The sequence below is a fragment of the Streptomyces sp. NPDC001816 genome, assembly GCF_042892235.1.
Taxonomy (GTDB): Bacteria; Actinomycetota; Actinomycetes; order Streptomycetales; family Streptomycetaceae; genus Streptomyces.
Genome location: NZ_JBIATY010000009.1, coordinates 217443 through 236976 on the forward strand (window position 1 = coordinate 217443; position 19534 = coordinate 236976).

At 69.0% G+C, this 19534-nt stretch carries 20 protein-coding genes and 1 riboswitch; of the genes, 17 read left to right on the forward strand and 3 right to left on the reverse strand.

Features of this window, described 5'->3' with window-relative positions; translation table 11 throughout:
• Nucleotides 1–108: 108 nt before the first annotated feature.
• The 7 genes from rpsB to ACFYZZ_RS30090 all read left to right on the forward strand — a co-directional run bounded on the left by rpsB (nt 109) and on the right by ACFYZZ_RS30090 (nt 6273).
• Nucleotides 109–984: a 30S ribosomal protein S2 gene (gene rpsB, locus ACFYZZ_RS30060; protein ID WP_389182375.1), complete on the forward strand. Its 876-nt coding sequence runs from the start codon at nt 109–111 to the stop codon at nt 982–984.
• A 151-nt stretch (nt 985–1135) separates the two neighbouring features.
• Nucleotides 1136–1972 (forward strand): translation elongation factor Ts, encoded by an 837-nt coding sequence (tsf, locus tag ACFYZZ_RS30065; protein ID WP_389182378.1) that lies wholly within the window; start codon nt 1136–1138, stop codon nt 1970–1972.
• A 203-nt stretch (nt 1973–2175) separates the two neighbouring features.
• A complete protein-coding gene (pyrH, locus tag ACFYZZ_RS30070; RefSeq protein WP_067010707.1) occupies nt 2176–2934 on the forward strand; it encodes a UMP kinase in 759 nt (252 codons plus the stop codon).
• 184 nt (nt 2935–3118) lie between these two features.
• On the forward strand, nt 3119–3676 hold the full coding sequence (gene frr / locus ACFYZZ_RS30075; protein ID WP_097257182.1) for a ribosome recycling factor: 558 nt from the start codon (nt 3119–3121) through the stop codon (nt 3674–3676).
• Nucleotides 3676–4869 carry a phosphatidate cytidylyltransferase gene (locus ACFYZZ_RS30080; protein ID WP_389182381.1) on the forward strand — a complete coding sequence of 398 codons (1194 nt, stop codon included), beginning with the start codon at nt 3676–3678 and terminating at the stop codon, nt 4867–4869. The genes frr and ACFYZZ_RS30080 overlap by 1 nt, the downstream gene beginning before the upstream one ends.
• Nucleotides 4870–5006: 137 nt before the next feature.
• Nucleotides 5007–5453, forward strand: coding sequence for an SRPBCC family protein (locus ACFYZZ_RS30085; protein WP_389182384.1), 447 nt, complete (start codon nt 5007–5009; stop codon nt 5451–5453).
• A gap of 376 nt (nt 5454–5829) precedes the next feature.
• Nucleotides 5830–6273, forward strand: a complete 444-nt coding sequence (locus ACFYZZ_RS30090) for a peptidoglycan-binding protein (protein WP_389182387.1) — start codon at nt 5830–5832, stop codon at nt 6271–6273.
• Between the two features lie 81 nt (nt 6274–6354).
• Here ACFYZZ_RS30090 and ACFYZZ_RS30095 read toward each other — a convergent pair whose 3' ends face one another.
• Nucleotides 6355–7140: an SMI1/KNR4 family protein gene (locus tag ACFYZZ_RS30095; RefSeq protein ID WP_389182390.1), complete on the reverse strand. Its 786-nt coding sequence runs from the start codon at nt 7138–7140 to the stop codon at nt 6355–6357.
• Nucleotides 7137–7466, reverse strand: coding sequence for a deoxyxylulose-5-phosphate synthase (locus ACFYZZ_RS30100; protein ID WP_389182393.1), 330 nt, complete (start codon nt 7464–7466; stop codon nt 7137–7139). The genes ACFYZZ_RS30095 and ACFYZZ_RS30100 overlap by 4 nt, the downstream gene beginning before the upstream one ends.
• 70 nt (nt 7467–7536) lie before the next feature.
• Here ACFYZZ_RS30100 and ACFYZZ_RS30105 point away from each other — a divergent pair, with 70 nt between their 5' ends.
• Nucleotides 7537–8160 carry a hypothetical protein gene (locus ACFYZZ_RS30105; protein ID WP_389182396.1) on the forward strand — a complete coding sequence of 208 codons (624 nt, stop codon included), beginning with the start codon at nt 7537–7539 and terminating at the stop codon, nt 8158–8160.
• A 7-nt stretch (nt 8161–8167) separates the two neighbouring features.
• On the opposite strand, the gene ACFYZZ_RS30110 is transcribed toward ACFYZZ_RS30105, so the two are convergent.
• Nucleotides 8168–8785 carry a TetR/AcrR family transcriptional regulator gene (locus ACFYZZ_RS30110; protein ID WP_389182399.1) on the reverse strand — a complete coding sequence of 206 codons (618 nt, stop codon included), beginning with the start codon at nt 8783–8785 and terminating at the stop codon, nt 8168–8170.
• A 186-nt stretch (nt 8786–8971) separates the two neighbouring features.
• On the opposite strand from ACFYZZ_RS30110, the gene ACFYZZ_RS30115 reads away from it, so the two are divergent.
• The 9 genes from ACFYZZ_RS30115 (at nt 8972) to ACFYZZ_RS30155 (ending at nt 19528) form a co-directional block, all read left to right on the forward strand.
• Nucleotides 8972–9565: an ATP-binding protein gene (locus tag ACFYZZ_RS30115; RefSeq protein WP_389182402.1), complete on the forward strand. Its 594-nt coding sequence runs from the start codon at nt 8972–8974 to the stop codon at nt 9563–9565.
• Nucleotides 9566–10551: 986 nt separating this feature from the next.
• Complete coding sequence (locus tag ACFYZZ_RS30120) at nt 10552–11088, forward strand: hypothetical protein (RefSeq protein ID WP_389182405.1); 537 nt, start codon at nt 10552–10554, stop codon at nt 11086–11088.
• Between the two features lie 17 nt (nt 11089–11105).
• On the forward strand, nt 11106–11573 hold the full coding sequence (locus ACFYZZ_RS30125) for a hypothetical protein (protein ID WP_389182408.1): 468 nt from the start codon (nt 11106–11108) through the stop codon (nt 11571–11573).
• A 1246-nt stretch (nt 11574–12819) separates the two neighbouring features.
• On the forward strand, nt 12820–13686 hold the full coding sequence (locus tag ACFYZZ_RS30130) for a beta-propeller fold lactonase family protein (RefSeq protein ID WP_389182411.1): 867 nt from the start codon (nt 12820–12822) through the stop codon (nt 13684–13686).
• Between the two features lie 467 nt (nt 13687–14153).
• Nucleotides 14154–14321 (forward strand): hypothetical protein, encoded by a 168-nt coding sequence (locus ACFYZZ_RS30135; RefSeq protein WP_389182414.1) that lies wholly within the window; start codon nt 14154–14156, stop codon nt 14319–14321.
• Nucleotides 14322–14446: 125 nt separating this feature from the next.
• Nucleotides 14447–15553 (forward strand): 23S rRNA (adenine(2503)-C(2))-methyltransferase RlmN, encoded by a 1107-nt coding sequence (rlmN, locus tag ACFYZZ_RS30140; RefSeq protein WP_389182417.1) that lies wholly within the window; start codon nt 14447–14449, stop codon nt 15551–15553.
• 46 nt (nt 15554–15599) lie between these two features.
• Nucleotides 15600–15707: riboswitch (TPP riboswitch) on the forward strand.
• A gap of 82 nt (nt 15708–15789) precedes the next feature.
• Nucleotides 15790–16863, forward strand: coding sequence for a thiamine ABC transporter substrate binding subunit (locus ACFYZZ_RS30145; RefSeq protein WP_389182420.1), 1074 nt, complete (start codon nt 15790–15792; stop codon nt 16861–16863).
• Nucleotides 16864–16904: 41 nt separating this feature from the next.
• Nucleotides 16905–18506, forward strand: coding sequence for an ABC transporter permease (locus tag ACFYZZ_RS30150; protein ID WP_389182423.1), 1602 nt, complete (start codon nt 16905–16907; stop codon nt 18504–18506).
• On the forward strand, nt 18506–19528 hold the full coding sequence (locus tag ACFYZZ_RS30155) for an ABC transporter ATP-binding protein (protein WP_389182426.1): 1023 nt from the start codon (nt 18506–18508) through the stop codon (nt 19526–19528). The genes ACFYZZ_RS30150 and ACFYZZ_RS30155 overlap by 1 nt, the downstream gene beginning before the upstream one ends.
• Nucleotides 19529–19534 lie beyond the last annotated feature (6 nt).

A 19534-nucleotide genomic window follows, 5' to 3' on the forward strand; every position in this document is an offset into this window, starting at 1 on the left:
GCCGGTGTCAGCGCTCCTCGGTCCTTTGTGGCACGGCGCAGGTGGGCGTCAGGCGCGGGAGCCGTCCGGCATCCGCGGCACAACCGAGAACTTCAAGGAGATACGGCCATGGCCGTCGTCACGATGCGGGAGCTGCTGGAAAGCGGCGTCCACTTCGGTCACCAGACCCGTCGCTGGAACCCGAAGATGAAGCGCTTCATCTTCACCGAGCGCAACGGCATCTACATCATCGACCTGCTCCAGTCGCTGTCGTACATCGACCGCGCCTACGAGTTCGTCAAGGAGACCGTCGCCCACGGCGGCACGGTCATGTTCGTCGGCACGAAGAAGCAGGCGCAGGAGGCCATCGCCGAGCAGGCCACCCGCGTCGGCATGCCCTACGTCAACCAGCGCTGGCTGGGCGGCATGCTCACCAACTTCTCGACCGTCTACAAGCGTCTGCAGCGCCTCAAGGAGCTTGAGCAGATCGACTTCGAGGACGTCGCGGCGTCGGGTCTGACCAAGAAGGAGCTCCTGGTCCTCTCGCGTGAGAAGGCCAAGCTGGAGAAGACCCTCGGTGGTATCCGCGAGATGCAGAAGGTGCCCAGCGCCGTCTGGATCGTGGACACCAAGAAGGAGCACATCGCGGTCGGCGAGGCCCGGAAGCTCAACATCCCGGTCGTCGCCATCCTCGACACCAACTGCGACCCCGACGAGGTTGACTACAAGATCCCGGGCAACGACGACGCGATCCGCTCCGTCACCCTGCTCACCCGTGTGATCGCCGACGCCGTCGCCGAGGGCCTCATCGCCCGCTCCGGCGTCGCCACCGGTGACAAGGGTGAGAAGGCCGCCGGCGAGCCGCTCGCCGAGTGGGAGCGCGACCTGCTCGAGGGTGAGAAGAAGGACGAGGCTCCGGCTGCCGAGGCTGCCGAGGCTGCCGAGGCCCCCGCGGCCGAGGCTCCTGCCGCTGAGGCCCCGGCCGCCGAGGGCGAGCAGGCCTGACGTCAGCGTTGACGGCGGGGGCGGCGACATGAACTCCGCCCCCGCTGTTCACCCGTAGGTCGGCGCGTAGTCCGCGATCCGCGTTCACATGTGGATCGCAGACCGTACCGATCTCCGATCTCCCAAGACTTCGAGAAAGACTCACAGACTCATGGCGAACTACACCGCCGCCGACGTCAAGAAGCTCCGTGAGCTCACCGGCGCCGGCATGATGGACTGCAAGAAGGCGCTGGACGAGGCCGAGGGCAACGTCGAGAAGGCCGTCGAAGCGCTGCGTATCAAGGGCCAGAAGGGCGTCGCCAAGCGCGAGGGCCGCTCCGCCGAGAACGGCGCCGTGGTCTCCATCATCGCCGACGACAACTCCTCCGGCGTCCTCGTCGAGCTGAAGTGCGAGACGGACTTCGTCGCCAAGGGCGACAAGTTCCAGGCCGTCGCCACGGCGATCGCCGAGCACGTCGCCAAGACCTCCCCGGCCGACCTCGAGGCCCTGCTCGCCTCCGAGATCGAGCCCGGCAAGACCGTCCAGGCGTTCGTGGACGAGGCCAACGCCAACCTCGGCGAGAAGATCGTCCTGGACCGCTTCGCGCAGTTCGCCGACGGCTTCGTGCTCGCTTACATGCACCGCACCATGCCCGACCTGCCCCCGCAGATCGGTGTCCTGGTCGAGCTCGACAAGCCGAACGCCGAGATCGCCAAGGGCGTCGCCCAGCACATCGCCGCCTTCGCGCCGAAGTACCTCTCCAAGGAGGACGTCCCGGCCGAGGTCGTCGAGTCCGAGCGCCGCATCGCCGAGGAGACCACCCGCGCCGAGGGCAAGCCCGAGGCCGCGATCGCCAAGATCGTCGAGGGTCGCCTGGGCGGCTTCTTCAAGGACGCCACGCTGCTCGGCCAGCCGTACGCGCTGGACAACAAGAAGTCGGTCCAGAAGGTGCTGGACGAGGCCGGTGTCACCCTGAAGCGCTTCACGCGCATCAAGGTCGGCATCTGAGTCCGTACCGCGATCGACCCGCGACCCGAGGAGAATTCTCGATAGGGTCGACAGCAGTCGTCCGCGCACACCGCCACACCCAGGCACGTGGCGGACGGCAGCAGATCTGACGAGGAGGCCATTGCCGCGCATGGGAGCGAAAAGCGACCCCACCGGCAATGGCCTTCTTCGTATGTGCAACACGTGAAAGAGGCGGGATCTCCATGACCACCAAGGCCCAGAAGAGCGACGACGGCAAAGTACGCGGCCGGTTTCTGCTGAAGCTGTCCGGAGAGGCCTTCTCCGGCGGCGGGGGCCTGGGCGTGGACCCGGACGTGGTACACAAGATCGCCCGTGAGATCGCCGCCGTCGTCCGGGACGGCGCCGAGATCGCGGTCGTCATCGGCGGCGGCAACTTCTTCCGCGGCGCCGAACTGCAGCAGCGCGGCATGGACCGCGCCCGCTCCGACTACATGGGCATGCTCGGCACCGTGATGAACTGCCTCGCCCTCCAGGACTTCCTGGAGAAGGAGGGCATCGACAGCCGGGTGCAGACCGCCATCACGATGGGCCAGGTCGCCGAGCCGTACATCCCGCTGCGCGCCGTGCGCCACCTGGAGAAGGGCCGCGTGGTCATCTTCGGCGCCGGTATGGGCATGCCGTACTTCTCCACCGACACCACCGCCGCCCAGCGCGCCCTGGAGATCGACGCCGAGGCGCTGCTCATGGGCAAGAACGGTGTGGACGGGGTCTACGACTCCGACCCCAAGACCAACCCCGACGCCGTCAAGTTCGACGCCCTCGGCTACGGCGAGGTCATCACCCGCGACCTCAAGGTCGCCGACGCCACCGCCATCACGCTGTGCCGCGACAACAAGCTGCCGATCCTCGTGTTCGAGCTGCTCGCGGAGGGCAATATCGCGCGGGCCGTCAAGGGTGAGAAGATCGGCACGCTGGTGGGTGACCAGGGCAGCCGGGCCTGACCGGCACACCCCCGTCACCCGGGGTACGACACCTGTCCGGGGGACGGACGGGACGCACCCTGGCCGGGGGATGGACAATGTCCTGCCGGTCGGGAACCGTGCAGGAAGAAGACGCGACGCAGCCGGCCGCCGCCCCGACGAGGTACCGCAGCCGGGCCTTACTCAAGACACGCAGGAGCAAGTGGTGATCGAAGAGACCCTCCTCGAGGCCGAGGAGAAGATGGAGAAGGCCGTCGTGGTCGCCAAGGAGGACTTCGCCGCGATCCGCACGGGCCGTGCGCACCCGGCGATGTTCAACAAGATCGTGGCCGACTACTACGGCGCGCTGACGCCGATCAACCAGCTGGCCTCGTTCTCCGTGCCGGAGCCGCGCATGGCGGTCGTGACCCCGTTCGACAAGAGCGCCCTGCGCAACATCGAGCAGGCGATCCGCGACTCCGACCTGGGCGTCAACCCGAGCAACGACGGCAACATCATCCGGGTGGTGTTCCCGGAGCTCACCGAGGAGCGTCGCCGCGACTACATCAAGGTCGCCAAGGCCAAGGCCGAGGACTCCCGGGTCTCCATCCGCTCCGTGCGCCGCAAGGCCAAGGACGCCCTCGACAAGGCGGTCAAGGACGGCGACATCGGTGAGGACGAGGGCCGCCGTGCGGAGAAGGAGCTGGACGACACCACCCACAAGTACGTGGCTCAGGTGGACGAGCTCCTGAAGCACAAGGAAGCGGAGCTGCTCGAAGTCTGATGAGCGACTCTTCCTGGGGGGCGCCGCCGACGGCGGGGCAGGCCGGGTACTGGGGGCCCACCGCAGGTGGGCCTGTCCAGGGGGCTGCCCCGGCGGGTCCCGCGTACGATGCGCCTGAGGCGCAGCACACTCGCCCCATGCCCATCGTGCCCGACGTACCCGCGTATGGCGGAGACCAGGACGACGACCGGGGGGCCGCTCGCCTGAACGGCCCCTTGTTCCGAGACGAGACGTTCCAAGACAGCGCGTTCCACGGCGACACGTTCCACGGCAACACGTCCCACAGCAACACGTCCCACAGCAACACGTTCGAACACGACACGCAGAATCCGGAGCCCATGCCCGACGCCCCGCAGCCGGCGCCCGCGCCGCAGAAGAAGAGCGCGGGCCGTGACCTGAGCGCGGCCATAGGGGTCGGCATCGGGCTCGGTGTGGTGATCATCGCGTCCTTGTTCATCTACAAGGCCGTGTTCGTCGGTGTGGTCGCGGTCGCCGTGGTCGTGGGTCTGTGGGAGCTGACCAGCAGGCTGCAGGAGCGCAAGGCCATCAAGGCGCCGCTCGTGCCGCTCGCGCTCGGCGGTGCGGCGATGGTGGTCGCCGGGTATGTGCGGGGTGCCGAGGGCGCCTGGGTCGCCATGGCCCTGACGGCGCTGGCCGTCCTGGTCTGGCGGATGACCGATCCGCCGGAGGGCTATCTCAAGGACGTCACGGCCGGCGTCTTCGCCGCGTTCTACGTGCCGTTCCTGGCGACGTTCGTCGCCATGATGCTCACCGCCGACGACGGCCCCTGGCGCGTTCTGACCTTCTTGCTCCTGACGGTCGTCAGCGACACCGGCGCGTACGCGGTCGGCTGGCGCTTCGGCAAGAACAAGCTCGCCCCGCGCATCAGCCCCGGCAAGACCCGTGAGGGCCTGCTCGGCGCGGTGCTGTTCGCCATGGTCGCGGGCGCGCTGTGCATGCAGTTCCTGATCGACGACGGCAGCTGGTGGCAGGGCCTGCTGCTGGGCCTCGCGGTCGCGGCCAGCGCCACCCTGGGCGACCTCGGCGAGTCCATGATCAAGCGCGACCTGGGCATCAAGGACATGGGCACCTTGCTCCCCGGGCACGGCGGCATCATGGACCGCCTGGACTCCCTGCTGCCGACCGCCCCGGTGGTGTGGCTGCTGTTGGTGTTGTTCGTCGGCTCCGCGTGAGCCTTGCTCGCCACGGCTTCCGGGCCTCGTCCTGAACACAGGACGGGGCCCGTCGTCGTACACACACCCGAGTGGGCCGATTTCGTATATTCGGAATATAAGGGATCGGATGCAAGGGAAAGGGAAAGGAGGGTGCCATGTCCGCCTTCCACGAGGAGATCGACGTCGACCGGAGCCCCGGTGATGTCTGGGCCTACCTCAGCGACGTCTCCCATCTGCCCGAGTGGCAGGCGAGTGCGGTCTCGGTCGAGCAGCTGGACGAGGGCCCGTTCGGAGTCGGCTCCCACATCCGGGTCACCCGGCACGTCGGCCGCCGGGAGGTCCCGATGACCATGGAGGTCACCGAGTTCGAACCGCCGCACACCTGGGGCATGCGCGGCATCGACGGACCCGTCCGGGGCAGTGTCCACGGCGAGGTCATCCCGCTCTCCGAGGGCCGTACCCGCGTGACCATGGACCTCGACTTCGAGGGCAAGGGGATCGGCAAGGTCCTGCTGCCCCTCGTCGTACGGCCGCAGCTGCGCAAGGAGCTTCCGCGCAACGAGCGGCTGCTCAAGGAGCGGCTGGAGCACACGGCCGCATAGGCACTGTCTGAGGATCCTCCCGGCCAACGCCTGATCGTGCCGGGACGCGGGTCGGGACGTACGTCGGGACGTACGTCGGGACGTCCGTGGGACGTCCGTGGGACGTGTCTGGGACGCTGCGGGACGGACCGGGCGCAAGGTGTTGCGCGGGACGGTCGGGGCCCCTCGGACCGGGGCACGGCCCTCCACCGTGGTCATCCCACCGGTCCTTCCCGGGACGCCGGCCGGGCCCGGGACGCCCCGTGGGAGGCGGAATCCGGGGTGCCGGACCGTTGCTAGGTTCTCGGCGTCGGACGGCAACTCGCCGACCGCCCACATCCGTTCGCTTCCGAGCGCTTCCGCTCGCATCCGACCGCACCCTGGGGGACGACCCACCATGAAGCTCAAGCGCACGCTCGCCACGCTCGGCGCAGCCACCGCGATCACCGCCGGCATGTTCACCGTCAGCCCGGCCGCGCAGGCCTCCATCGCCGGCTGCACGTCCTACACGACGTACTTCAGCGGCGACTACTACGCGAAGATCCCCACGATCGGCACCGGCGGCACCAACTTCTGCACCCTCCGCTCCGGCGCCAGCGGCATGCAGGTGTACTACCTCCAGGACACCCTGAACTACTGCTACGGCCAGGACCTCGGCGAGATCGACGGCAAGTTCGGCCCGAAGACGGCGGCTGCCCTCGCCCGCGTCCAGGGGAGCCTCGGCCTCGACGCCGATGGCGTGTACGGCCCGCAGACCCGCGACAAGCTGAAGTGGCACTGGACGACGCTGCAGGCCAGCAACCACTGCACGACCCTGTACGACGCCCACCCGCGCGCCTGATCTCCCCCAGGGGGGAACGGGGGACGACCTTGCGGTGACTGGCCCACCGACCCCCGCGTTGCCCGGACTTGGGCGCAGTGCCTAGGCGTCGCCGGCGCTCCAGTCCGGCAGCGGCAGGCCGTCGGCCGTGGTGATCTCCAGGACCGTGCAGCCCATGAGGCGTACGGCGGCGAAGAGACGGTCGCGGGCCGTCGCGTGGTCTGTGGGCAGGAAGGAGACGCGGATCTGGTGCGGGCGCGAGCGGGCGTAGGTGAGGTGCCAGTCCGTGTCGGCGGTCGCGAAGTGGTCCTCGCCGTGCGCACCGTCGTCGGACTGCCACGATCCCCGGTCCACGGTCGGCGCCAGCACGTCCCGGAGTATCCGCAGCCGTTCGGCGTACGGCCGCGGCCCCTCGGACAGCCGTAGACACCGGTGCAGCCGGGGCCGGAAGGCGTTGAACCAGGGCGCCAGGCCGGGCTCCATGTCGGCCAGGACGGTGGAGCGCACCCGCCCCGTCACCCACCCCTCGACGAACCCGGCCGCACCGGGCGCGAACTCCTCCCGCCCGGTGCTCCGGCCCCGCACCACCACCGGCCACTCATCCGGGTCCGCTTCGGTACGCCAGCACAGCCGGTCGGCGTCCATGGTGGCACCCCAGACCAGCAGACCGTCGTGCCGCTCCAGGCGGTTGTACGGGCTCGTACCGAAGGGCGTGCGCAGGTACAGGTAGTCGCAGAACTCACCCCACCCGTACGTCTCGACCAGCTGCTTGTAGTCACCGGGCAACCGCACCCCGAGCCGGGCTTCCACCTCGGCCCAGTCCCCGCGGGCGTCGACCGGGTCGGCCGGCGGGGACACGGCCCGGACCAGGGCGTCCAGACTCGTCACGGCAGATCGACCCGGCGCAGCGCCGTCGCGGCCGGCTCCCCGGTACGGCGGGCGTACGCCATCCGCTCCCGCACCTCGCGCAGCGTCCGCGGCCGGTAGCCCGGCCCACCGCAGCAGCTCTTGTGGAAACCGACGCCCGCGTTCAACAGCACGGTGAGCGTCCGCCAGGCGGCTCTGTCCCGCTTCGGGGGCGCCGCGAAGGCCGAGCCCGCGTACATCAACGCACCCGCACAGCGCGGGCAGGTCCGCTCCCGCCACGGGTCGTGGCGCTGCTTGTACGACACCCGGCAGGACAGACAGACGTACGAGGTCTTGGCGGCAGGCATGCGGCCAGAGTAGGGAGCCCCATGACCCCGGCCAAGCGGGTTTCCGGCACCCCGAACTAATCTTCCGATCATGGCCTTGCGACCTGATGAGTTCTACGCACACGCACTTGCCGCTGCGGATGATGAACGTCGGCTCCCGCTGGCGCGGATGACGGGGTGGGACATCAGCCCGTTCGAACCGGACGGACTGCGCGTCGCGCCGCTGCGGCCTCCGGTCCTGCCCGAGCCTGCGCGACATGGCGAGGACCCGTCGGACTGCGGGGCGTGCCGCGACCGGGACGAAGGGATCTGGTTCAACGACAGTTGGCGGCTCGCCCGAATCCCGGGAGTCGGTGTGCCGCTGGTGCTGATGCTGCATCCGCGTGAGCACTACGACATGGCTGACCTGCCCGATGAACTGGCAGCCGAACTGGGGGTGTTGTCCACTCACATCGTCCGCCATGTGCAGGCCCTGCCGTACATTTCGCGAGCCCACGTCTACCGCATCGGAGACGGAGGCGCGCACCTGCACATCTGGTTCTTCGCCCGGCCCGAGGGACAGGCACAGCTGTACGGATCATGGATGCCGGTCTGGGACGATCTGCTGCCGGAATACCCGGCAGATGTTGCAGAGACAGATGCGGCGATCGTGGCAGACGCGTTGGTCGCCTCCTACGGAGGTCGTCGCTCAAGGGTGACCGACGACGACAGATGACGACGGGTCAACTGCCGTTCTGCTTCACCCCCGAGGCGTGCCATCCGGGTTCCAGGCTGTCGAGGAGGGCGCGGAAGGCCTGGTCGGCGTGGTCCCAGTGGCCGTCCGCCAGCGGGGCGATCAAGAGGCCGAGGGTGGCGTCGGCCAGGAGGGTGGCCTGGGTACGGGCTCGCTCCTGGCCCATGCCGAGGTCGCGGAAGACGGAGGTGAGCAGGGCCGTCCATTCGGTGACGATGTCGCGCATGACGGGCCCGTAGCGGTCCGGGTGAAGCACGCCGGCGCTCAAGATCTCGAGATAGAGAGGAAAGGTGGCGCGTACACCGGGGTCTCTGAACTGCTGCCACACCTCCTCCATGAAGCGGCGCAGGCCCGCAGGGCTCGTGGGCGGGCCGACGGTCTTCAGCACTTCGCGGGCGCGCAGGAGGGGCCGGCGCTCGTAGATGGCGAGGGCCTCGGCGATCATCCGTTCCTTGCTGCCGAAGTAGTACAGGAGCATGCGGTCGCTCGTGCCCAGGGCCTTGGCCAGCGGGCGCAGGGACAGGTCCGCGAGGCCGTTGCGCATCACGTACTCGCGGACCCGGTCGAGAAGGTCGCGCCGCTTGGCCGGATCGGGCGGGCGAGGCATGCAGGCTCCTGGGTGCGTGAGGCTACGACTTCCATCTGTCCGTTATCGCACTTTTGGGTAGGTCTTTACCGTAACAGCCGCTTCATGTATATTTTAGGTGTAGCGACTGCTACATGCGGCTCCTGGCCCACGCCAGGCACATTCACCGGCGGAACCTCCGCCACCTGCCCAGAAAGGACAGATCTCATGGTCATCCAGGCCATCGGCCACGCCATCGGCTCTCGCCGGGGAGATCGGTCCTCTCATGCCACCGGATCCTCGTGGCTCGCCAGGCAGTGGGCCCTCTGGTCCCGCACGCTCGCGCCGCTGCGACCGCTGGATGCGCCGCGCGGCCGCGCCACCGTCTGGGACGCCTCCTGGCCCCTGCGGCGGGAACTGACCTCGGCGCGCCGAGCCCGGCGTCTGGTGACCGCGCAACTGGGCGACTGGGCGCTGGACGACCTGGCCGACACCGCCGAGCTGCTGGTCAGCGAACTGGTCACCAACGCCCTGCGGCACACGCGCGGCCCGCTCAGGCTCAACCTGCGGCTGCGTGACTCCCGCCTGCTGTGCGAGGTCGAGGACACCGAGCCCTCCGGTCCCGTACATACCGTGGCCGACCCGGACGCGGAAGGCGGCCGCGGCACCGAACTCCTCGACCTGCTCGCCGATGCCTGGGGCAGCATCGAGACAGGGACGGGCAAGACCATCTGGTTCGAGCTGCAAGCCGAGGAGCACTCTGTGAGCGGCTCTATGGGCGACTCTGTGAGCGGCACGCATACCGTGACGATGGCGGCCTGAGGAAGCGTGGGGCGAGTGATCATGGCCCCGTAAGCTTCCGGCGCGTCGGGCAGTCTGTGGACCTGCCCGACGCTGACGGCGGTACCTTGCCGTCATGACTCGCAACCGAAAGGGCAATGCCGCGTAGGCGCCCATCCGCTGTACGGGGCGATCTTCCCGTACGGACCTCAATCCCCTACATCCGCTACCGATATCCGGCGATCAAGGGGCTGTCCGGCTCTTGTGGAGCTCACATTCGCAGGCTGGAGCATGCGCGTTACTGGCAAGGGGCTACCGCCAAAGCCTTCTGGCACTGGACGGCCCTGGCTCACGGCCCGCTGAAGAGGATCGCTGACCCCTTCACTTCCACCAGGTGCGGTGATCCAGAGTGCGGGTGCGACCCGGGCTACCCACGCGATCACCTCGAAGAGGTCATGCACGCCTTGCCCAAGAAGTCGGCACGGGAGCTGCGGAAGCTCGTATGGGATCTCGACTGCAAGATTCTGAAGCGCGCCAGGGTCGTCCGCGCCGACTCTCCTGATATTGCCTGGTGGCGAGATCAGCTCTAGGCGCTACGGATCAGAAGGTGCCCGTGCCCCTGCTGTGCCCGATCTACCGGGAACTGACGGGGAACCACGGCGATTGACGAACAGCGCACATGACAACGGCCCCCGACCGATTTACCTGGTCAGGGGCCGTTCACCTGCTGTGGGTGTGAGATTTGAACCCACGGTGACTCGCGCCACGACGGTTTTCAAGATCGCTCGGGGGCTTGACTCGCCCATTGAGACTCCACCGACCGCGCGACCCTCACCTGCCGTCTGTGGGCCATGCCGGTCATTCTCTCGGCTGTTCGGGGGAGCGCGGACTCACCTCCGGCGCGCGGTCCGCCCCGGGGGGCACCAGTTCTTCCGAGCGTGGGCGCTTGGCCGCCCAGCTTGAGAGCGACAGCGGGGCACGGCCGCCGGGCATGTCCCCGCACATAGAACAGGAGAAGACGGATGCTCATGCGAGCGGCTCGTGCGGTCTGGCGCCGGGGGATGCCGGCGGCGGTGGTGGCAGCGACGGCGGGGGCGGTCGGCCTGGCCGGGGCGAGCCCTGCCACGGCCGCCCAGACCGCAGTGAACTGCCCCACCAACGACCTGCAGACCGCGATCAACAACGCCAGCTCGGGGGACACACTGCTGGTGCGGGGGACCTGCACCGGCAACTTCGTCATCGACAGGAACCTGACCCTGATCGGTCGAAGGGGCGCGGTCCTGGACGGCAACCAGACCGGCTTCACCGTGAGGATCAACAGCGGCGTCCAGGCGCAGTTGACAACCCTGACCATCACCAACGGCAGAGCCGACAATGGCGGCGGCATCGCCAACCTCGGCGGCACACTGACCGTGACCCGCTCCACCGTGCGCAACAACACCGCGACCAACAATGGCGGCGGCATCAACAACGAGTACCCCGGCACGATGACGCTGAATAACTCCACTGTGCGCAACAACGCTGCGGGGAACCCGCCGGCGGGATCATCAGCAACAGCGCCCTGACGCTGAACGGCTCCACAGTGAGCGACAACACCGGGAACAATGACGTCGGCGGCATCTACAACTACGGCGGGACACTGACCGTGAATCGCTCCATCGTGCGCGACAACACCTCCGCCGCCTCCGACAGCGGCGGCATCTTCAACTACTACGGCAGCACGGCGACGCTGAGCTACTCCACGGTGCGCAACAACACCGCGTTCCACGACGGTGGCGGCATCGAAAACCTGGGCACGATGACGCTGGCCCACACCACAGTACGCGGCAACACCGCTGGCAACGACGGCGGCGGGATTGCAAACGAGGGGGGCGGCTCGACGGCGCTGACCAGCTCCACGGTGGAGCGCAACACCGCGAACGGCGGCCCCAACAGCGGTGGCGGCATCTTCAACGGCGGCGGCACGGTGACACTGGACGGCTCCAGCGTACGCAACAACACACCGGACAACTGCGCCCCGGAGAACACCATCTCCGGCTGCATCAACTGACCTCCCCGCATCCGTCGGCAGACCGGCGAGAACACCACGGCGCACCAGCGGCCCGCCGGGGCCACCCGGGATCCCGCCTCGGGTGGCCCCAGCATCGGTGCGATGGCAGTCGGGCCGGGGAGCTGGCGAGGCGACGCGGTGCCATCCGCCTCTGGCATCAACGACAGCAGGCATGGGCACACCGGCGGCCTATCGCAGCCATCCCCTCCTGTAGGTACCACGGGCGGCCTGACCATTGGTCGAACTCCTATGACGGTGGTCAGTGCGAGTGCTGTACAGCACGGAAGTACAGCAACCGCTGCGGCCACAACCGACCGCCACCAGCCCCAGACGACCGGCTGACGTGCTCGGCAGACTTCAGCGACCGTCGTGCCCATAGTTCGCATCGAGGGGCTGTGGCACGGTCCGCGGGCCGTGCCACTATCGTGCCAGAACGGACGGGGCCTCACGGGGAACCGCGGTAGGGCACGGCACTCAGCGCCAGACGCGCCCGAGACGGCAAAGCCGCCGGTCACCCGAGCATCTGCCCAACCTCGCTCCTAAAGCGGTGGTCGGCCGACGAGGCCGGTGGCGGTACAGCAGCGAAGTACAGCACCACAGCAACCGCCCCCGTCCGGCAGCGTCCTCGTAGAGCCGTAGCGCGACCGGTATCACCTTCACCGACCGATCCACATAGAGCTACGGACCAGAAGTTGCCCGTGCCCCAGCCGTGCCCGATAGAGCGGGAAACCACGGGGAACACCGGGCAGTCGCGGTAGCCGGACACGAGAACGGCCCCCGACCAAACACTCAGGTCAGGGGGCCCTTCTCACTGCTCATCGAGCGGAGGCGGTGGGATTTGAACCCACGGTGACATCGCTGCCACGACGGTTTTGAAGACCGTGTGCGGCTTGACCCACCTTTGAGCTCCACCGACCCAACCTCCTACCAGCCGACCCGGTGACGTTGGCTACTCGTTCGGTCGTGTCTGCCTGGCTGGGCGCCGAACTGACTTGACGATGCGATCCGTAGCCACTGGACCAAGACACAGCAGCCCAGTCAGGAGATGCGTATGCAGACCATCCGGGACGAGTGCACCCATGTTCCCGAACGACGCTCGAACAAAAGGTGGAGGCCGGCACGACTTGCGCGGCGAGCATGGGTCGCTGGGGCCCTGGCGGCACTGGGCACCGCGCTGCTGCCCGGTCTCGCCCCGCAGGCCTCGGCAGGCCAGGACTCACACGGGCATGACAGCGACCCCGCCTACGTGGTCAACCGCCTCGACGACAGCGTGTCGGTGATCAACACCCAGAATAACCGGGTGGTCGGGACCATCGGCGTCGGCGACAACCCGTACGAGGTGGCGGTGGACGTGCCTCGTGCCCACGCCTACGTGACCAACGTCGCCAACGACAACGTGTCGGTGATCGACACCAACACGAACACGGTGGTCGGGTCCCCCATCCCGGTCGGCAACGGCCCGTTCGGGATTGCGGTGGACGTGACCCGTGCCCGCGCCTATGTGGCCAACGACTTCGACAACACCGTGTCGGTGATCAACACCAACACGAACACGGTGGTCGCATCCATTCCCGGTTTCAACGTCCCGCTCGAAGTGGCGGTGGACCCGGCCCGCGCCCGCGCCTACGTGACCAACGAAGGCAACAACACGGTATCGGCGATCGACACCAACACGAACACGGTGGTCGCGACCATTCCCGTCGGCGGAGACCCTGAAGGGATCGCGGTAGACACCACCCGCGCCCGCGCCTACGTGGCCAACACCGACGACGACAACGTGTCGGTGATCGACACCACCAGCGACCAGACGATCGGATCCCCCATCCCTGTCGGCGACGGTCCATTCGGCGTGGGGGTAGACCCGCGCAACCCCCGCGCCTACGTGACCAACTTCGCCGGCGACTCCGTGTCGGTGATCAACACCATCACGAACACGGTGGTCGCGACCATCCCCGTCAGCAACCCGAGCGAGGTGGCGGTGAACCCGACCACCGACCGCGCCTACGTGACCAGCTTCCCCGACGACACAGTCACGGTGATCAACACCAGAAACAACCGGGTGGTCAGGACCATCGGCGTCGGCAACGGCCCGGTCGGAATCGCCGTCTTCTAGTCCGTCTTCAGCCAATCGCGGGTGCACACCGGCGCATGGCACTGCGGATCGGCGCCGTGAAGACCTCAGCGACCGTCCCGCCCATAGTTCGCATCGAGGGGATCCCTACAACGACGCCGGACGGAGGCGTACACCAGCGCCTCTGTCCGGCCGTCGCACCAGTCGACGACAGCAGCCGGAACGGCCACGGATCGAACTCCTGAAGCGGTGGTCCGCTGCGGGAGGCGCCGACGGCAACACCCGCGGACGACGACGACCCGTGGCAGCTCGTTGCAGGGTAACGGAGAGCTGTGGGGTGACCGAGGCGTCATGATTTACCGATGGATGAGTACGCCTGGCCCACGGGCCCTGAAGCGCCGGCCGCTGACGCGGTCCGGTCGAGCTGGGCGGCGACCGTCGGGGCCCTGCCTGTAGGAACCCGGATCACCGGCGTCATCGGTCGCCAGCCCTTCGGGATCTTCATGCGTATGGAAGGCGTACCGAACGCCATAGCGCTGGCGGAGATCACTGCCATGCCGCACGGGATGGACCTCCCGGCTCTCGGGGCCTTCGTCAGTGGGGAGGTCGTCTGGCACGCCGCCCACAACCACCAGGTCAAGGTCCGGCTCGACGAGTGGCTGGCAGCCGACGAGTGATCGCCTCTGGGCCGTCCCTGGGCCGTCCGAGGCCGCTCAGCAGCGACCAGTGACGCCTACTAACGACAGTCGTAGCGAGCGACACCCCCAGGTCACCCAATTGGATCTGCGACACTGGTACAGCCATGCCTAAGCCCGGAGAACTCACTTTCGTAGCCCCGCGCGGAGCCAAGAAGCCGCCGCGGCACCTTGCCGACCTCACGCCCGCCCAGCGCAAGGAGGCGGTGGCCGAGGTCGGGGAGAAGCCGTTTCGCGCCAGGCAGCTCTCGCAGCACTACTTCGCGCGGTACGCGCACGACCCCGAGCAGTGGACCGACATCCCGGCCGGTTCGCGGGACAAGCTGCGCGAGGCGCTGTTCCCGGAGCTGATGAGCGTCGTACGGCATCTGTCGACCGACGAGGGGACCACGCGCAAGACGCTGTGGCGGCTGTTCGACGGCACGCTCGTGGAGTCGGTGCTGATGCGGTACCCGGACCGGGTGACCATGTGCATCAGCTCGCAGGCCGGGTGCGGGATGAACTGCCCCTTCTGTGCCACCGGGCAGGCGGGGCTCGACCGGAATCTGTCCACCGCCGAGATCGTCCATCAGATCGTCGACGGCATGCGGGCTCTGCGGGACGGTGACGTGCCCGGTGGGCCTGCGCGGCTTTCCAACATCGTCTTCATGGGCATGGGCGAGCCGCTCGCCAACTACAACCGGGTCGTGGGGGCCATCCGCGCGCTCACCGATCCCGCGCCGGACGGGCTCGGGCTCTCGCAGCGAGGGATCACCGTCTCGACGGTCGGGCTCGTGCCGGCCATCCACCGGTTCGCCGACGAGGGCTTCAAGTGCCGGCTCGCGATCTCCCTGCACGCCCCCGACGACGAGCTGCGCGACACCCTCGTCCCCGTGAACACGCGGTGGAAGGTGCGCGAGGTGCTGGACGCCGGGTTCGAGTACGTCGAGAAGTCCGGGCGCCGACTGTCGATCGAGTACGCGCTCATCCGCGACATCAACGACCAGGCCTGGCGCGGTGACCGGCTCGGGCGGCTGCTCAGGGGCAAGCCCGTGCACGTCAACCTGATTCCGCTGAACCCGACGCCGGGGTCCAAGTGGACCGCCTCGCGGCCCGAGGACGAGAAGGCGTTCGTGGAGGCGATCGCCGCCCACGGTGTGCCGGTCACCATCCGGGATACGCGCGGGCAGGAGATCGACGGGGCGTGTGGTCAGCTCGCCGCCACCGAGCGGTAATCTGGCTGCGTTCGATTACGTCTTATCCGAGTCTCATCACATCTTCATATTCCGACAGGGGAGCGCCACAGCGCTGAGAGTGCGGCAAGCGGGCCGCAGACCCTCTGAACCTCGCCCAGGTCATTCTGGGTAGGAAGTTCGGTCACCACTCATGCTGTTGCGCCCTGCCCGGGTTCTTCTCAGAAGGACCGGGCAGGGCCGCGTTCTTCCTGGCCAACCCCCAGGAGGACACTCACGTGCACACCAAGACCCTCGTGGCCGCGGCGGTCGGCCTCGGCCTGCTCACCTTGTCCGCGTGCGGATCGACGGACACCAAGGGCTCGGCGGACTCCAAGACCGTCACCCTCGTCAGCCACGACTCGTGGCTCGTGTCGAAGAAGGTGCTCAAGGACTTCGAGAAGCAGTCCGGCTACAAGGTCCGGGTACTGCCGGGCGGCGACGCCGGCCAGGCCGTCAACAAGGCGATCCTGACCAAGGACAACCCGCAGGGCGACGTCTTCTTCGGCGTCGACAACACCCTGCTGTCCCGGGCTCTCGACAACGGGCTGTTCCAGTCCTACGAGGCGAAGGGCCTCGGCACCGTCGGCGCCGACTACCAGCTCGACCAGGACAAGCACCGGGTCACGCCCGTCGACTACGGCGACATCTGCGTCAACTACGACAAGGCCTACTTCAGCGAGCACAAGCTGACCCCGCCGCAGACCTTCGCCGACCTCGCCAAGCCCGCGTACAAGAACCTCCTCGTCACCGAGAACGCGGCCACCTCCTCGCCCGGCCTCGGTTTCCTGCTCGGCAGCGCCGCGCAGTACGGCGACAACGGCTGGCAGGACTACTGGAAGAAGCTCAAGGCCAACGGCGTCAAGGTCGTCGACGGCTGGGAGCAGGCCTACCGCCAGGAGTTCTCCGGCTCGTCCGAGGGCAGGAAGGCGGGCGGCGACCGGCCGCTCGTGGTGTCGTACGCCTCCTCCCCGCCCGCCGAGGTGATCTACGCCAAGAAGCGGCCCAGCACCGCCCCGACCGGCGTCGCGACCGGCACCTGCTTCCGGCAGATCGAGTTCGCCGGGCTGCTGAGCAACGCGAAGAACACCAAGGGTGCCAAGGCGTTCATCGACTTCCTGCTCTCCAAGGAGTTCCAGCAGGACATGCCGCTGAACATGTTCGTGTACCCGGTGGTGCAGGGCGCCGCGGTGCCCGACGACTTCACGAAGTACGGGCCGGCCGCCAAGGACCCGGAGACCATGGCCCCCGGCAAGATCGCCGCCAACCGCGACCAGTGGGTCAAGTCGTGGACGTCGCTCGTACTGAAGTAGCCGAGGGACGAACGCGCGGGAGCGCGGCGCGGCTGGGGCTCATGGCCCTGCCCGTCGCGTTCTTCGCCGTCTTCTTCGCCTGGCCCGTCGCCGCGATCGTCGCGCGCGGGCTGAAGGTGGACGGCGCCTGGCAGTTCGGGCGGATGGCGGACGTCGTCACCCAGCCGGACATCCGGCACGTGCTGTGGTTCACCTCCTGGCAGGCGCTCGCCTCCACCGCGCTCACCCTGCTGCTCGCCCTGCCCGCCGCCTATGCCTTCGCCCGCCTGGACTTCCCGGGCAGACAGCTGCTGCGGGCCGTCGTCACGGTCCCGTTCGTGCTGCCGACGGTCGTCGTCGGTACGGCGTTCCTCGCGCTCGTCGGCCGCGGCGGGCTCCTCGACGACCTGTGGGGCGTACGGCTCGACACCACTGTGTGGGCGATCCTGCTGGCGCACGTCTTCTTCAACTACGCGGTCGTCGTCCGCACGGTCGGCGGACTGTGGGCCCAGCTCGACCCGCGGCAGGAACAGGCCGCCCGGATGCTCGGCGCGTCCCCGCTGCGGGCCTGGCGGAAGGTGACGCTGCCCGCCCTCGCACCCGCCGTGGCCGCCGCCGCGCTGATGGTGTTCCTGTTCACCTTCACCTCCTTCGGCGTGGTGCAGATCCTCGGCGGGCCCACCTTCTCCACCCTCGAAGTGGAGATCTACCGCCAGACCTCAGAGGTCTTCGACCTGTCCACGGCCGCCGTCCTCACCCTCGTCCAGTTCGTCGCGGTGGGCGCGATCCTCGCCGTGCACGCGTGGACGGTGCGGCGCCGGGAGACCGCCCTGCGGCTCGTCGACCCGAAGGTGACCGCCCGCCGGCCGCGCGGCGCCGGGCAGTGGGCGCTGCTCGCCGGGGTCCTGGTCACCGTCGCCCTGCTGCTGGTCCTGCCGCTCGCCGTGCTCGTGCAGCGCTCCCTGGACGCGCCGGGCTTCGGCTACTACCGGGCGCTCACCGACTCCGACGGCGGCACCTTCCTCGTGGCGCCGCTGCACGCCGTGTGGACCTCCCTCGAGTACGCCGTCGCCGCCACCGCCGTCGCCGTGCTGATCGGCGGACTCGCCGCCGCCGCGCTGGCCCGCAGGGACGCCGGACGGTTGGTGCGCGGCTTCGACGCGCTGCTCATGCTGCCCCTCGGCGTCTCCGCCGTGACCGTCGGCTTCGGCTTCCTCATCTCACTGGACCGGCCCCCGCTGGACCTCAGGCAGTCCTGGATCCTCGTCCCGCTCGCGCAGGCGCTGGTGGGCGCCCCCTTCGTCGTACGGACCATGCTGCCCGTGCTGCGGGCGGTGGACGGCCGGCTCAGGGAGGCGGCGGCCGTGCTCGGGGCCTCGCCCTGGCGGGTGTGGCGCGAGGTCGACCTGCCGCTGGTGCGGCGGGCGCTGCTGATCGCGGCCGGGTTCGCGTTCGCCGTGTCCCTCGGCGAGTTCGGGGCGACCGTGTTCATCGCCCGGCCCGACAATCCGACGCTCCCGGTCGCCGTGGCCCGGCTGCTGAGCCGGCCCGGGGACCTCAACTACGGGCAGGCGATGGCCCTGTCGACGATTCTGATGGTGGTGTGCGCGGCGGCCCTGCTGGTCCTGGAGCGGCTGCGCACCGACCGGACGGGGGAGTTCTGATGCTGCTGAGCCTTGCGGACGCGACCGTGTGCCTCGGCGGGCGGCCCGTGCTCGACGCGGTCGACCTCGACGTCGCCGAGCACGAGGTGGTGTGCGTGCTCGGACCCAGCGGCAGCGGGAAGTCGACGCTGCTCAGGGCGGTGGCCGGACTCCAGCCCCTGGACTTTGGCCGGGTGCTGCTCGACGGCCGGGACCAGGCGGGCGTGCCCGCGCACCGGCGGGGCGTCGGGCTGATGTTCCAGGACCACCAGCTCTTCCCGCAGCGGGACGTCGGCGGCAACGTGGCCTTCGGGCTGCGGATGCACGGCGTGCCGAGGGGCGGACGGGACGCCGAGGTCGGGCAGTTGCTGGAGCTGGTCGGGCTGCCGGGCGCCGCCGGGCGGGCCGTCGCCGGACTGTCCGGCGGCGAGCAGCAGCGCGTGGCCCTCGCCCGCGCGCTCGCGCCCCGGCCCCGGCTGCTCATGCTGGACGAACCCCTGGGGCAGCTCGACCGCTCCCTGCGCGAGCGGCTGGTGGTCGAACTCCGGGAACTCTTCGGGCGGTTGGGTACTACCGTGCTCGCCGTCACCCACGACCAGGGCGAGGCTTTCGCGCTGGCCGACCGGGTGGTGGTGATGCGGGACGGGCGGATCGCCCAGTCAGGGACGCCGCTGGAGGTCTGGCAGCGGCCCGCGGACGAGTTCGTGGCCCGCTTCCTCGGCTTCGACAACGTGGTTCCGGCGACCGTCGGCGACACGGCGGCGGACACCCCGTGGGGCAAGCTGCCCGTGCCCGACGGCTCGCCCCGGGGCAACCGCCCGCTGCTGGTCCGGCCCGCCGGCGTACGGCTCGTCGCGGCCGACGAGGGCCTGCCGTGCACGGTGACCGCCCGCACCTTCAAGGGCACCCACGTGGCCGTCCACCTCCTGCCCCGGGACGGCGGCCCGCGCCTGGAGGCGGCCTGCGCACTCCGGGACGCGCCGGAGCCCGGGGCCGAGCTGGGGGTCGCGTTCGACGCGGCCGAAATCGTGGTGCTCGGTTGATCACCT